Here is a 13,292-nt window from a genome sequence, read left to right as displayed (position 1 = left end):
GGACAGCTAACCGCCCAGCCTCAGTCCTTGGTCAGCGCCACGATGTAGTTGACCGCCACGTCCGGCGTGGCGCGCCAGCCCTGCCTCGGCCCACCGGGCGTCATGCCGCTGATGGCGGTGACCCGCAGCCCCGCCCGGCGCGCCTCGGCGCCGAGTTCGGCGGGGGTGACGAACATCTTCCAGTCATGCGTGCCGCGCGGCAGCAGCCGCAGCAGGTATTCCGCGCCCAGCTTGGCGAAGAGGAAGGACCGCGCCGTGCGGTTGAGGGTGGAAAGGAAGACCATCCCGCCCGGCTTCACCAGCGCCGCCAGGGCATCGAGGAAGGCGGCGCGGTCGGCCACGTGCTCGATCACCTCCAGCGCCATCACGGCATCGAACCGGCTGCCGCCGGCGATCAGGTCCTCCGGCATTCCCTCACGGTAGTCGATCTCCAGCCCGCTCTCGGCGGCATGGGTGCGGGCCACGGCCAGCGCGGCGGGGGCGGCATCCAGGCCTGTGACCTTCGCCCCCAGCTTCGCCATGCCTTCCGAGGCGAGGCCGGCGCCGCAACCCACGTCCAGCAGCGACAGGCCGCCCAGGCGCGCCGGGTCGCCGCCCCGCGCCAGATGCCGGGCGATCCAGCCGCAGCGCAGCGGGTTCATGGCATGCAGCGGGGCCATGGGGCCGTTCGGGTCCCACCACTCGGCGGCCAGGGCGTCGAACTTGGCGATCTCGCCCGGAGTGGCGGTGCTGGTCATGGTGGCCTTCATCCCTGGTTGCGGCGCAGCGCGCTGCCCGTTATCTGTCGCACCCCTTCGCCCGCCGCAACCGTGGCGGGTATCCGTTTCATTCTCGGACCGATCCTTCAAAGCGCATGGCACGTATCGTGATGAAGTTCGGCGGCACTTCCGTCGCCGATCTGGACCGTATCCGCAACGTCGCCAACCGCGTGAAACGGGAAGTCGATGCGGGCAACGAGGTGGCCGTGGTGGTTTCCGCCATGTCCGGCACCACCAACCAGCTGGTGAAATGGTGCACCGAGCTGTCGCCGCTGCACGATGCCCGCGAATACGACACCGTGGTCGCGACCGGCGAGCAGGTGACGATCGGTCTGCTGGCCATCGCGCTGCAGACCATCGGCGTCGATGCGCGCTCCTGGCAGGGCTGGCAGATCCCGATCAAGACCGACAACGCGCATGGCAAAGCGCGCGTCGAGGAGATCGACGGCACCCTGCTGATCGAGCGCATGAAGACCGGCCAGGTGCCGGTGGTGGCGGGCTTCCAGGGCATCGGCCCGGACAACCGCGTGACCACCCTCGGCCGGGGCGGCTCGGACCTCTCGGCCGTTGCCATCGCCGCCGCCGTGAAGGCGGATCGTTGCGACATCTATACGGATGTCGACGGCGTCTATACCACTGACCCGCGCATCGTGCCCAAGGCACGCAAGCTGCAGGCGGTGGCTTACGAAGAAATGCTGGAGCTGGCCTCGGTCGGCGCCAAGGTGTTGCAGACCCGCTCGGTCGAACTGGCCATGAAGCAGCGGGTGCGGGTGCAGGTCCTGTCCTCCTTCGAGGACAAGCCGGGCTCGATGGTCGTTGATGAGGATGAGATCGTGGAACAGCCGCTGGTGACGGGCGTCGCCTATTCCCGCGACGAGGCCAAGGTGACGCTGCGGCGGGTGCCGGACAGGCCCGGCATCGCCGCGCAGGTCTTCGTGCCGCTGTCGGAAGCCAATGTGAACGTGGACATGATCGTCCAGAACCTGGGCGCCGACGGCACCACGGACATGACCTTCACGGTCGGCAAGACCGACCTGCCGCGCGCTAAGGAAGTGCTGGAGAAGGCCCACCCGGTCATCCAGTTCGAGTCGATGATCACCGACCCGGAGGTCGCCAAGATCTCCATCGTCGGCATCGGCATGCGCTCGCATGCCGGCGTGGCCGCGACCATGTTCAAGGCGCTGAGCGAGAAGGGCATCAACATCCAGGTCATCTCGACCTCCGAGATCAAGACCAGCGTGCTGGTGGGCCTGGAATATACCGAGCTGGCGGTGCGCGCCCTGCACACCGCCTACGGTCTGGACGCGGAGGGCTGAGGCCGATGGATGTGCTCGCCCCCATGACCCTGGACCCTGCCATGGACACGCTGATGCAGCGTGGCGCCGCCTTCCTCGGCACGCGCTACGCCGTCCTGGGCGGGGCGATGAGCTGGGTGAGCGAGCGCAACCTGGTCGCCGCCCTGTCCAATGCCGGCGCCTTCGGCGTCATCGCCTGCGGCGCCATGATGCCGGACCGGCTGGCGGAGGAAATCGCCGCCACCCAAGCGCTGACGGACAAGCCCTTCGGCGTCAACCTGATCACCATGCACCCGAACCTGATGGAACTGGTGCAGGTCTGCCTGAATGCCAGGGTCGGCCACATCGTCTTCGCCGGCGGTATCCCGCCCGGGCCCGCCATCAAGGCGGCCAAGGACGGCGGCGCCAAGGTCATCTGCTTCGCGCCCGCGCTGGCGCTGGCCAAGAAACTGGTGCGCTCCGGCGCCGATGCGCTGGTGATCGAGGGCTCCGAGGCCGGCGGGCATATCGGCCCGGTCAGCCTGACAGTGCTGGCACAGGAGATCCTGCCGCATATCCGTGACGTGCCGGTCTATGTGGCCGGCGGCATCGGCCGTGGCGAGGCCATCCTCTCCTACCTGGAGATGGGTGCGGCGGGCGTGCAGATCGGCACCCGCTTCGTCTGCGCCACCGAATGCGTCGCGCATCCGAACTTCAAGCGCGCCTTTATCCGCGGCGCGGCGCGCGACGCCCTGCCGACGGTGCAGCTGGACGAGAGCTTCCCGGTGATCCCGGTGCGTGCCTTGCAGAACGAGGGCACCAAGCGCTTCCTGGAGCACCAGGCCGAGGTCCTGCGCCGCTTCAAGGCGGGCGAGGTGGCCAAGGATGCCGGGCAGCTCGAGATCGAGCACTTCTGGGCCGGCGCCCTGCGCCGTGCCGTGGTGGACGGCGATGTCGAGAATGGTTCCCTGATGGCGGGCCAGAGCGTCGGCATGGTCACCAAGGAGCAGCCGGCGGCCGAAATTATTGCCGAGCTGCTGGCACAGGCTTCCGCCGCATTGACCGCGCGCCGCGCTGGCGCTTGATAAACAGCCGTGGCGCCGCTGCCCGCATTGAGGGCAGGGCGCCACGAGCCTTCTTCCGACGGCCGAGAGAGCAGGGAGCGGCCGCCACCGCAATCCGGTGCGCCGCATCCCGCGCGGCGCGATAGGTGCCCCGCCCCGTGCCCTATGACATGAAGCGCCAGCCACGCCCCGAAACCAGCGCCGAAGCGGTGCGGGTGGGGGAGGAGCTGCGCGACGCGCGCCTGTCCCTCGGCGTCAGCCTGGAGGAGATGGCGGAGCAGCTCCGCATCAACCGGCGATATCTGGCGGCGCTGGAGGAAGGGCGGGTGCGGGACCTGCCGGGCGTTGCCTATGCCACCGGCTTCGTGCGCAGCTACGCCACCATGCTGGGCCTCGATGCGCCGGACATGGTCCGCCGCTTCCGCGAGGGCGCCGGCATGGCGACCGTGCCCAAGGACCTCGTCTTCCCCGAGCCGGTGCCGGACCGGGGCGTGCCGGCCGGCGCCATCATCATGGTGGGCGCGGTGCTGGCCATCGCGGGCTATGCCGGCTGGTATTACTGGAGCGGCTCCTCCACCCGCGTGGTGGATGACGTGCCGGCGCTGCCGCCGCGCCTGGAGCAATCCGCGCGGGACGCCGGGGCGCCGCCGCTGCCGGGCGTGAACCTGCCGGACAGCGCCGGCCAGTCCCAGCCCGCCGGCACCCCGCCGGCCAATACCGCTACGCCGCGGACCAACCCTCCCGCCTCACTCCCGGCGGGCGGCCCGGCGCCTGTGGCGCCGCCCCCGGGCGCCCCGGCTCCACAGGCCGGTGCCCCGGCCGGGCCCGCGCCCGGCGCGGCGCCTGCTGCCCCCACGCCGCCGCCCGTGGCCGCCGCGCCGGCCGAGCCGCCGGCGCCGGCCAACCGCATCGTGCTGCGCGCCACCCAGGAAGCCTGGGTGCAGATTCGTGATACCCGCAACGGCACCGTCGTGCTCAGCCGCATCCTGCAGCCGCGCGAGACCTATGAGGTTCCGGAAGGCGGCGGCCTGGTGCTGACCACCGGGCGGGCGGAAGGGCTGACGGTCGAGGTGGATGGCCATGCCTCCCAGGCCCTGAACGGCCTGGTAGGCGTGAAGCGCGACATCCTGCTGGACCCGGCCAGGCTGCGCGAAGCTGCCCCAGGGCAGGCGCCGACCCGCTAGCCACCTGCCGAAGTGCGGCGCCGCGCCGGCTACGCGCGGCTGCCTGCCGCAATGGTGGCTTGGCCTCTGGCCTGGGTGCTGCCATATCCCGCGCAGACCCTTAGCGGGAGGCCGCCTTGTCCTATCGTCCGTATCAGCAGATCCTGCGCCGCAAGTCCCGTCAGATCCGGGTGGGCAAGGTGCTGGTCGGCGGCGATGCGCCAATCTCCGTCCAGACCATGACCAATACGCCGACCGAGGATGCCGCGGCGACCATCGCGCAGATCCGCCGGGCGGAACTGGCAGGCGTGGACATTGTCCGCGTCTCCTGCCCCGATGAAGCTTCCACCGCAGCCCTGAAGGAGATCGTGCACGAGGTGAACGTGCCGGTCGTGGCCGACATACACTTCCACTACAAGCGCGCCATCGAGGCCGCCCAGGCCGGCGCGGCCTGCCTGCGGATCAACCCGGGCAATATCGGCTCGCCGGAGCGGGTGAAGGAAGTCATCAAGGCCGCGCGGGACCATGGCTGCTCCATCCGCATCGGCGTCAATGCCGGCAGCCTGGAGCGCCACCTGCTGGAGAAATATGGGGAGCCGAACCCGGAAGCCCTGGTGGAAAGCGCCCTCTGGCATGCCGACCACCTGCTGCAGAACGGCTTCGACGAGTTCAAGATCAGCGTGAAGGCATCCGACGTCTTCCTGGCCGTGGCGGCCTATCAGCAGCTTGCCGAGGCCTGCGACCACCCGCTGCACATCGGCATCACCGAGGCGGGCGGCAAGCGCACGGGCACGGTGAAGTCCTCCATCGGCCTGGGCTCGCTGCTCTGGGCCGGCATCGGCGACACCCTGCGCGTCTCCCTCTCCGCTGAGCCGGAGGAGGAGGTGCATGTGGGCTGGGATATCCTGAAGTCCCTGGGCATCCGCCACCGGGGCGTGAAGATCATCTCCTGCCCCTCCTGCGCCCGGCAGGGCTTCAACGTCATCAAGACGGTGGAAACGCTGGAGGAGCGGCTGGCGCATATCGAGACGCCGCTGACGCTTTCCATCATCGGCTGCGTGGTGAACGGGCCGGGCGAGGCGCTGATGACGGATATCGGCGTCACCGGTGGTGGCAACAACCGCCACATGGTCTACCACGCCGGCAAGACGGACCACACGATCCAGGGCGACGCGATGGTGGACCACATCGTGGAGCTGGTCGAGAAGAAGGCCGCCGAGATCGCGGCGGCCAAGATTGAACCTGCGGCTGAGCCCCAGGCAGCGGAGTGACGTGAGTTGAGCGGAATGCAGCCGGTACGCGGCACCAGAGACCTGATCGGCGAGACCTTCCGCCGCCACCAGCACGTCATCGACAATGCGCGCCATGTCTCCAACCTCTACGGCATGGAGGAATGGGCGACCCCGATCTTCGAGAGCACCAGCGTCTTCGCCCGCTCCCTGGGCGAGACCTCGGACGTGGTGTCCAAGGAGATGTACACCTTCGAGGACCGGGGCGGGGACAGCCTGACCCTACGGCCGGAGGGCACGGCGGGCGTCTGCCGCGCGCTGGTCTCTAACGGCCTGACCCAGGGCGGGCTGCCGCGCAAGGTCTTCTACGCCGGCCCGATGTTCCGCTACGAGCGGCCGCAGAAGGGCCGCTTCCGCCAGTTCCACCAGATCGGCGCCGAGGTCCTGGGCGCGGCCGAGCCGCTGGCCGATGCCGAGGTGATCGCCATGGGCTGGCAGATCATCCAGCAGCTTGGCATCGACGACGGCGTGGTGCTGGAGATCAACACGCTGGGCGACACGCCTTCCCGCGATGCCTATCGCACGGCGCTGGTCTCCTACTTCCAGTCCCACGCGGCCCAGCTTTCCGCCGACAGCCAGGCGCGGCTGGAAAAGAACCCGATGCGCATCCTGGACAGCAAGGATGAGGGCGACAAGAAGCTGGTCGCCGCCGCGCCGACCATCGACGAGCACCTGACGCCGGAAGCCAGGACCTTCTTCGAGAAGGTGCTGGGCTACCTGGACCAGTTCGGCGTGCCCTACCGGCGCAACCCACGCATCGTGCGTGGGCTGGACTATTACAGCCACACCGCCTTCGAATTCGTCACCGATCGCCTCGGCGCCCAGGGCACCGTGATGGGCGGCGGCCGCTACGAGGGGCTGGTGCAGGAGATGGGCGGGCCTTCCACCCCCTCCGTCGGCTGGGCGGCGGGTGTCGAGCGGCTGGCCGAACTGCTGGCGGAAAGCCCGGAGGCGACCCGCCCTGTGGCGGTGATCCCGGTGGCCGAGGCCCAGGAAGGCGCCGCGCTGGCGCTGACGCAGATGCTGCGCCAGGGCGGCATCCCGGCCGAGATCGCCTACAAGGGCAACCTGAAGAAGCGGATGGAGCGTGCCAACAAGACCGGCGCCCGTGCCGCCGTCATCATTGGCGAGAGCGAGGTGGCGGAGGGCGTCTATGTCGTCCGCAACCTGCAGGATGGCTCGCAGGAGCGGGTGGATGCGTCCGCCCTGCTGCCGGCGCTGGCAGCCGCAGGCGTCGAGGACGCGATGCTGGAGCAGATGATGGAAGGCATCGAGGCAAGCTTCGAGGACGACGACCAGACGGCATGAGTGGCACCAAGTCCGGCCTGGCGGAGAAACTCGACCGCCTTCTTTACCGCGCCGATGAGCTGCGCGCCCTGCTGGAAACGGCGGAGGGCGGGCAGATCGGCGCCCTGGCGCGCGAACTGTCCGAGTTGGACCCGCTGGTGGAGAAGGTCGGCGCCCTACGCGCCGCCGAGCGCGCCCGCGACGAGGCCGAGGCCATGATGGCCGACCCCGAGATGCGGGAGCTGGCGGAGAGCGAATACTACGCCCAGCGCGATGCCGTGCCGGTGCTGGAACGTGAGCTGCGCCTGATGCTGCTGCCGAAGGACTCGGCGGACGAGGGCAATGCCATCTTGGAAATCCGCCCCGCCGCTGGTGGGGACGAGGCTGGGCTTTTCGCCGCCGAGCTGTTCGGCGCCTATCAGCGCTACGCGGCCTCTCGCGGCTGGCGCTTCGACATCCTGGATTATGACGAGAGCGAGGTCGGCGGCATCAAAGGCGCCGTGGCCGAGGTGCAGGGCAGGGGCGTCTTCGCCCGGCTGAAGTACGAGAGCGGCGTGCATCGCGTGCAGCGCGTGCCGTCCACCGAGACGCAGGGCCGCATCCATACCTCAACCGTGACGGTGGCGGTGCTGCCGGAGGCGGAGGAGGTGGATGTGCAGATCAACGAGAGCGATCTGCGCATCGACACCTACCGGGCCAGCGGCGCCGGCGGCCAGCACGTCAACAAGACCGACAGTGCCGTGCGCATCACCCACATCCCCACCGGCACCGTGGTGGCGATGCAGGAGGAGCGCAGCCAGCACAAGAACCGCGCCAAGGCGATGAAGGTGCTGCGCTCCCGTATCTACGACCAGCAGCGAATGGCGGTGGACTCCGCCCGCGCGGGCGACCGCAAGGCTCAGGTCGGCACCGGCGACCGCAGCGAGCGCATCCGCACCTACAACTTCCCCCAAGGCCGGGTGACCGACCACCGCATCGGCCTAACCCTGCATAAGATCGACCGGGTGATGCAGGGGGAGCTGGACGAGATCATCGATGCCCTGACCGCCGAGGACGAGGCGGCGCGGCTGGCGGCCGAAGGTGTCTGACAGCTGCCCGGACCCCGCCGGCAGCGTCGGCGGGTTCCTGTGCCGCGCCGGCCAGCACCTGCGCGCGGCGGCCATCGAGAACCCGCGGCTGGAAGCGCGGCTGCTGCTCTCCACCGCCATGGGGGTGGAGACCACGGCGTTGCTGCGGGATTCCCGTGCCCCGGTGCCGCCTGAGGCCGCCCGCCGCTTCGCCGAGATGCTGAAGCGCCGGCTGGCGCATGAGCCTATGGGTTTCGTGCTTGGGCATCAGGGCTTCTGGACGCTGGATCTCGCCGTTTCCCCGGCCACGCTGATCCCCCGCGCCGATTCGGAAGCCATTGTGGAGGCCGCGCTGCAGGGGCCGGCCCCCGCGCGGGTGCTGGACCTTGGCACCGGCACGGGCTGCCTGCTGCTGGCGGTGCTGTCGGAGCATCCGGCGGCTTTTGGCATCGGCGTGGACCTTTCGCCGGAGGCGGCGGCGCTGGCGGCTGCCAATGCGCGCCGGAATGGGCTGGAGGAGCGCGCCACCTTCCTGGCCGGAAGCTGGGCCGAGTCGCTCCTGGGCGGCTTCGATCTGGTGCTGTCCAACCCGCCCTATATCGAGAGCGCGGTCATCCCGGGCCTGATGCCCGAGGTCGCGTTGCATGAACCGGCGCGGGCCCTGGATGGCGGGGCCGATGGGCTGGACGCCTACCGCCTGATCGTGGCCGATCTGCCCCGCCTGCTGCGTCCCCAAGGGCGCGCGGTGCTGGAGCTTGGCCAGGGGCAGGCCCCCGCCGTGTCGGCCCTGGCACGGGCGGTGGGGCTGGAGGTGCTGGGCACCCACGCCGATCTCGGCGGGGTGGATCGTGCATTGATCCTGCGGCACCCCTGAAAAAACCGTTTGGCTGATGCGGAGCACGGGGCTAGGGTGCAACACAGCGGCAGGCCACGCAGCAGCGGGCCTGGAAGTCGCCGGGGATGTCAGGAAGGCCTTTGGTGGCCTTGGCACCCGGCGCCGCAGCGAACATAACCACCATCCGCGACCATTCCGGCTTGTTCGGGGCATTCCTGCCCCCTGCCGCCGGCCAACGCGAGCATGAGACGGCGAACGCAATACCGATGAACATGAAGCGCATGCGCGGCCGTGGCGGCCATCGTCAGGGCGGCGGCGGCGGCGGCGGCCAGTTCCGGCAGACCGGAGGTGGCGGCGGCGGCGGCAATCAGCCGATGAACCGCAACCACGTCTTTGACTCCAGCGGGCCCGATATGCGGCTCCGGGGCACGGCCCAGCAGTTGTTCGAGAAGTATCTCCAGCTCGGTCGCGACGCGACCGGCTCTGGCGACCGCGTGATGGCGGAAAGCTACTTCCAGCATGCCGAGCATTATTTCCGCATCCTGAACGCCATGGCCCAGGCCGCGCAGCAGGGCCAGCCTGCGCCGCGCCGCCAGCACAATGGCCCGGATGGCCAGTCCGAGCAGGGCGAGGGGCAGGACGGCGAGGCTTCCGCCAATGGCGGCAACCAGCAGGCCCTGGAGGCCGAGGGCGCCGACGAGCAGCCGCAGGCCGCGCAGTAACCCTCGCGCCGGATACGAGATCGGGAAGGGGCTGGCCCATGGGGCCGGCCCCTTTTTCGTTCAGTCCAGGGCTTCCAGCGCGTCGCCCAGGGCGACCTTGCCGCCTTCCAGCACCGTGGCATGGACGCCCAGGTCGGCATGGCCGAAATGCTCGCGCAGCAGCTTGGGCACATTGGCGTCGCGCTCGCCGGTGGCGGGATTCACCTGCGTCGCCGGGCAGCGCATGGTGCGCTTGTAGATGGACAGGCGCGCGCCGCCCACCAGTACTTCCTTGCCCACCCAGTTGAACTCGGCCCAGGCCGGCAGGCCGCTGAAATAGATATTGGCGCGGAAGCGTAGCGGGTCGAGCTTGTGGCCCGTGGCCTTTTCCAGCGCCGCGATAGTGGCCAGGTTGATGAGCGTGACGCCCTTCTGGCGGTCGTCGGTGAAGGCATGGCCGGGGGCGGTGACGAAGCGGGGCTGGCCACGCGCTTCCTCGCCCAGATAGGCGGTCAGGGCGGCGGCAATGGCGGTGCGGCCGGTGGGCGTGCCGGTATCGGCCATCAGCGTCTCGCCGCCCGGGATGCGCAGCAGCAGCTTGCCGCTGTGGCCGTCAAAGGCGGCGGAAACCAGGGCCAGCCGTTCATTCACCATCAGGCAGCCGAAATGGCGCTTGGGCAGGAAGCCGGGGGCCGATTCGTCGAAAGGGGCATCGCCCTGGGCCAGCGCGAAGCGGCGGTCATCGGGGATGCACTCGCCCGCCTTGAGGGTGGTTTCCTCCAGCGCCTCGGCGGTCAAGCCTTTGACGGGATAGCGATAAAGCGTCTCGACACGCATGAGGCTGGCCTTCGCACATTATTGGTTTGATGCCGGTCAAGGAGCCCTTGAATGGCACCCTCCTCTCATACCACATCGGCGGTGACTACGGTGCCCGGCGCAGCCAGATGGGGCGGAGGGTGCCGGTCCGCTCATAGGAGGGGCCATACCCATGGATATTGAGAAATTCACCGAACGCGCCCGGGGCTTCCTGCAGGCCGCGCAGACCATCGCCATCCGCGAATACCACCAGCGGGTCACGCCGGAGCATCTGCTCAAGGCGCTGCTGGATGACGAGCAGGGTGCCGCCGCCGGATTAATCCGCGCCGCGGGCGCCGACCCGGCTCCCGTGAAAATCGCCGTCGATGCCGAGATCGGCCGCCTGCCCAAGGTGCAGGGCGCCGGTGCCGGCCAGCCGCAGTTCGTCCCCGAGATCGTGCGGGTGCTGGATGCCGCACAGCAGCAGGCCACCAAGGCCGGCGACAGCTTCGTGGCGCAGGACCGGCTGCTGGTGGCGCTGGCGGCCAGCGAGACCCCGGCCGGCCGCGCGCTGACGCAGGCGGGTGCCACGGCCCAGAAGCTGGAAGCCGCCGTCGAGGCCGTGCGCAAGGGCCGCAAGGTGGACAGCGCCAATGCCGAGCAGCAGTTCGACGCGCTGAAGAAATATGCCCGCGACCTGACCGAGGCCGCGCGCGACGGCAAGCTCGACCCGGTGATCGGCCGGGATGAAGAGATCCGCCGCGCCATCCAGGTGCTGGCGCGCCGCACCAAGAACAACCCGGTGCTGATCGGTGAGCCCGGCGTCGGCAAGACCGCCATCGTCGAGGGCTTGGCGCTGCGCATCGTCAATGGCGACGTGCCGGAGGCGCTGCGCGACAAGCGCGTGCTGGCGCTCGACCTGGGTGCCATGGTGGCTGGCGCGAAGTACCGCGGTGAGTTCGAGGAGCGCCTGAAGGGCGTCCTGACCGAGATCGAGAGCGCGGCCGGCGAGGTCATCCTCTTCATCGACGAGATGCACACGCTGATCGGCGCGGGCAAGGCGGATGGGGCGATGGATGCCTCCAACCTGCTGAAGCCGGCCCTGGCGCGCGGCGAGCTGCACTGCATCGGTGCCACCACGCTGGACGAATACCGCAAGCATGTGGAGAAGGACGCGGCCCTGGCCCGTCGCTTCCAGCCCGTCTTCGTGGGTGAGCCGAGCGTGGAGGATACCATCTCCATCCTGCGCGGCATCAAGGAGAAGTACGAGCTGCACCATGGCGTCCGCATCTCGGACAGCGCGCTGGTGGCGGCGGCGACCCTCTCCAACCGCTACATCACCGACCGCTTTCTGCCGGACAAGGCCATCGACCTGATGGACGAGGCCGCCAGCCGCCTGCGCATGCAGGTGGACAGCAAGCCGGAGGAGCTGGACGAGGTGGACCGGCGCCTGCTGATGCTCAAGATCGAGCGCGAGGCGCTGAAGAAGGAAAGCGACCAGGCGAGCCGCGACCGGCTGGAGAAGCTGGAGCGCGAGCTGGCGGATCTGGAAGAGAAGTCCAACGCCCTCGGCGCCGCCTGGCAGGCGGAGAAGGGCAAGCTCGCCGAGGCCCAGAAGGCCAAGGAGGAGCTGGACCGCGCCCGCACCGAAGTTGAGATGGCTCAGCGCAAGGGCGACTACGCCAAGGCTGGCGAGCTGCTCTACGGCCGTATTCCGGAGCTAGAGCGGCAGATCGCCTCCGGTGGCGATAGCCGGCTGGTGAACGAGGCAGTGACGGAGGAAAGCATCGCCGCCGTGGTCAGCCGCTGGACCGGCGTGCCGGTGGACAAGATGCTGGAAGGCGAGCGCGCCAAGCTGCTGCGGATGGAGGACGAGCTGCGGAAGCGGGTCGTCGGCCAGGAGGAGGCCCTTGAGGCTGTCTCCAAGGCCGTGCGGCGTGCCCGTGCCGGCCTGCAGGACCCGTCGCGGCCGATCGGCAGCTTCCTCTTCCTGGGCCCGACGGGTGTCGGCAAGACAGAGCTGACCAAGGCGCTGGCGAACTTCCTCTTCGACGATGAGCGGGCGCTGCTGCGGATCGACATGTCCGAGTACATGGAGAAGCACTCCGTGGCCCGGCTGATCGGCGCGCCTCCGGGCTATGTCGGCTACGAGGAAGGCGGTGCGCTGACCGAGGCGGTGCGGCGCCGGCCTTACCAGGTGATCCTGTTCGACGAGGTTGAGAAGGCGCATGACGACGTCTTCAACATCCTGCTGCAGGTGCTGGACGACGGCCGGTTGACGGACGGGCAGGGGCGGACGGTGGACTTCCGCAACACGCTGATCGTGCTGACCAGCAACCTGGGGTCCGAGATCCTCGCGGCGCAGCCGGATGACGAGGATGTGGACCTTGTGCGCGGCCAGGTTATGAACGTGGTGCGCAGCCGCTTCCGGCCGGAGTTCCTGAACCGGCTGGATGAGGTGGTGCTGTTCCGGCGCCTGGCGCGGGCGGATATGGGCGCGATCGTCGAGATCCAGCTCGGCCGGCTGCGTAAGCTGCTGGAGGACCGCAAGATCACGCTCACGCTGGATGACTCCGCACGGAACTGGCTGGCTGAGGCTGGCTACGATCCGGTCTACGGCGCTCGTCCTCTGAAGCGGGTGATCCAGCGGAGCCTGCAGGACCGGCTGGCCGGCATGCTGCTGGAAGGCAGCATCCGCGATGGCAGCGCCCTGCGGGTGACGGCCGGGCGGGATGGGCTGGACGTGCATCTCGCAGGGCTTGCGCACGCGGCCTGAGGTCCAGCGTAAAAATCTGCGAAAATCCGTTTGACAGGTGGGGGCGGCGGGCATAAAAGCCGCCCCCTGCCGCTGACGACGAAACACTCTGTTTCGGAGCTTGGTGGTGGTGCTGCAGAAGGCGGTGCGGCGGGACGAGTGGCTGATTGAGAAATCGGTCTGCAAGAACCCGTTGAGACGTTGATGCAGCAGGTTCTGCTAAGTGCTTCTAAAGTAAAGCAAAATAGTGGTTGACGGTTCTTCAAGTCTTCGCTAAGTTGTTTGAACTGAAGCGGTGCTTCGG

The 13,292-nt window shown here is 69.0% G+C and carries 11 protein-coding genes; 9 read left to right on the top strand and 2 right to left on the bottom strand.

The window, feature by feature from the left end; genetic code table 11:
* Positions 1 to 20: 20 nt before the first annotated feature.
* Positions 21 to 737: a bifunctional 2-polyprenyl-6-hydroxyphenol methylase/3-demethylubiquinol 3-O-methyltransferase UbiG gene (gene ubiG / locus EBE87_RS17440; RefSeq protein ID WP_199708007.1), complete on the bottom strand. Its 717-nt coding sequence runs from the start codon at positions 735 to 737 to the stop codon at positions 21 to 23.
* Positions 738 to 853: 116 nt separating this feature from the next.
* Between ubiG and EBE87_RS17435 the strand changes: the two genes are divergently transcribed.
* The 8 genes from EBE87_RS17435 (at position 854) to EBE87_RS17400 (ending at position 9,459) form a co-directional block, all read left to right on the top strand.
* Positions 854 to 2,074 carry an aspartate kinase gene (locus tag EBE87_RS17435; RefSeq protein ID WP_120640968.1) on the top strand — a complete coding sequence of 407 codons (1,221 nt, stop codon included), beginning with the start codon at positions 854 to 856 and terminating at the stop codon, positions 2,072 to 2,074.
* 23 nt (positions 2,075 to 2,097) lie between these two features.
* A complete protein-coding gene (locus EBE87_RS17430; RefSeq protein ID WP_408887727.1) occupies positions 2,098 to 3,117 on the top strand; it encodes an NAD(P)H-dependent flavin oxidoreductase in 1,020 nt (339 codons plus the stop codon).
* Positions 3,118 to 3,242: 125 nt separating this feature from the next.
* Positions 3,243 to 4,280 (top strand): helix-turn-helix domain-containing protein, encoded by a 1,038-nt coding sequence (locus tag EBE87_RS17425; RefSeq protein WP_147465038.1) that lies wholly within the window; start codon positions 3,243 to 3,245, stop codon positions 4,278 to 4,280.
* Between the two features lie 116 nt (positions 4,281 to 4,396).
* Entirely contained in the window at positions 4,397 to 5,530 is a 1,134-nt protein-coding gene (gene ispG, locus EBE87_RS17420) for a flavodoxin-dependent (E)-4-hydroxy-3-methylbut-2-enyl-diphosphate synthase (RefSeq protein ID WP_120640387.1), read from the top strand.
* A gap of 6 nt (positions 5,531 to 5,536) precedes the next feature.
* Entirely contained in the window at positions 5,537 to 6,856 is a 1,320-nt protein-coding gene (gene hisS / locus EBE87_RS17415) for a histidine--tRNA ligase (RefSeq protein ID WP_199707803.1), read from the top strand.
* On the top strand, positions 6,853 to 7,923 hold the full coding sequence (gene prfA, locus EBE87_RS17410) for a peptide chain release factor 1 (RefSeq protein ID WP_120640389.1): 1,071 nt from the start codon (positions 6,853 to 6,855) through the stop codon (positions 7,921 to 7,923). Before hisS ends, prfA begins: the two co-directional genes overlap by 4 nt.
* A complete protein-coding gene (gene prmC / locus EBE87_RS17405; RefSeq protein ID WP_120640390.1) occupies positions 7,916 to 8,776 on the top strand; it encodes a peptide chain release factor N(5)-glutamine methyltransferase in 861 nt (286 codons plus the stop codon). Before prfA ends, prmC begins: the two co-directional genes overlap by 8 nt.
* Before the next feature lie 227 nt (positions 8,777 to 9,003).
* Positions 9,004 to 9,459, top strand: coding sequence for a DUF4167 domain-containing protein (locus EBE87_RS17400; protein ID WP_120640393.1), 456 nt, complete (start codon positions 9,004 to 9,006; stop codon positions 9,457 to 9,459).
* Between the two features lie 60 nt (positions 9,460 to 9,519).
* Here the strand turns inward: EBE87_RS17400 and EBE87_RS17395 are convergent, their stop codons facing one another.
* Positions 9,520 to 10,275 (bottom strand): MOSC domain-containing protein, encoded by a 756-nt coding sequence (locus EBE87_RS17395; RefSeq protein WP_120640391.1) that lies wholly within the window; start codon positions 10,273 to 10,275, stop codon positions 9,520 to 9,522.
* A gap of 151 nt (positions 10,276 to 10,426) precedes the next feature.
* Here EBE87_RS17395 and clpB point away from each other — a divergent pair, with 151 nt between their 5' ends.
* Positions 10,427 to 13,009, top strand: coding sequence for an ATP-dependent chaperone ClpB (gene clpB / locus EBE87_RS17390; protein ID WP_120640392.1), 2,583 nt, complete (start codon positions 10,427 to 10,429; stop codon positions 13,007 to 13,009).
* Positions 13,010 to 13,292: the final 283 nt, after the last annotated feature.

Source organism: Teichococcus wenyumeiae, from assembly GCF_003696345.1.
GTDB lineage: Bacteria > Pseudomonadota > Alphaproteobacteria > Acetobacterales > Acetobacteraceae > Pseudoroseomonas > Pseudoroseomonas wenyumeiae.
Note: the sequence above shows the minus strand (reverse complement) of the source record. Positions and strands in the feature narration are given on the sequence as shown.

Bases quoted from the DNA above. Each gene is read 5' to 3' on its own strand.
- EBE87_RS17435 (WP_120640968.1), top strand. From the start codon at position 854: ATGGCACGTATCGTGATGAAGTTCGGCGGCACTTCCGTCGCCGATCTG.
- EBE87_RS17400 (WP_120640393.1), top strand. From the start codon at position 9,004: ATGAACATGAAGCGCATGCGCGGCCGTGGCGGCCATCGTCAGGGCGGC.
- ubiG (WP_199708007.1), bottom strand. From the start codon at position 737: ATGACCAGCACCGCCACTCCGGGCGAGATCGCCAAGTTCGACGCCCTG.
- prfA (WP_120640389.1), top strand. From the start codon at position 6,853: ATGAGTGGCACCAAGTCCGGCCTGGCGGAGAAACTCGACCGCCTTCTT.
- clpB (WP_120640392.1), top strand. From the start codon at position 10,427: ATGGATATTGAGAAATTCACCGAACGCGCCCGGGGCTTCCTGCAGGCC.
- EBE87_RS17395 (WP_120640391.1), bottom strand. From the start codon at position 10,275: ATGCGTGTCGAGACGCTTTATCGCTATCCCGTCAAAGGCTTGACCGCC.
- EBE87_RS17430 (WP_408887727.1), top strand. From the start codon at position 2,098: ATGACCCTGGACCCTGCCATGGACACGCTGATGCAGCGTGGCGCCGCC.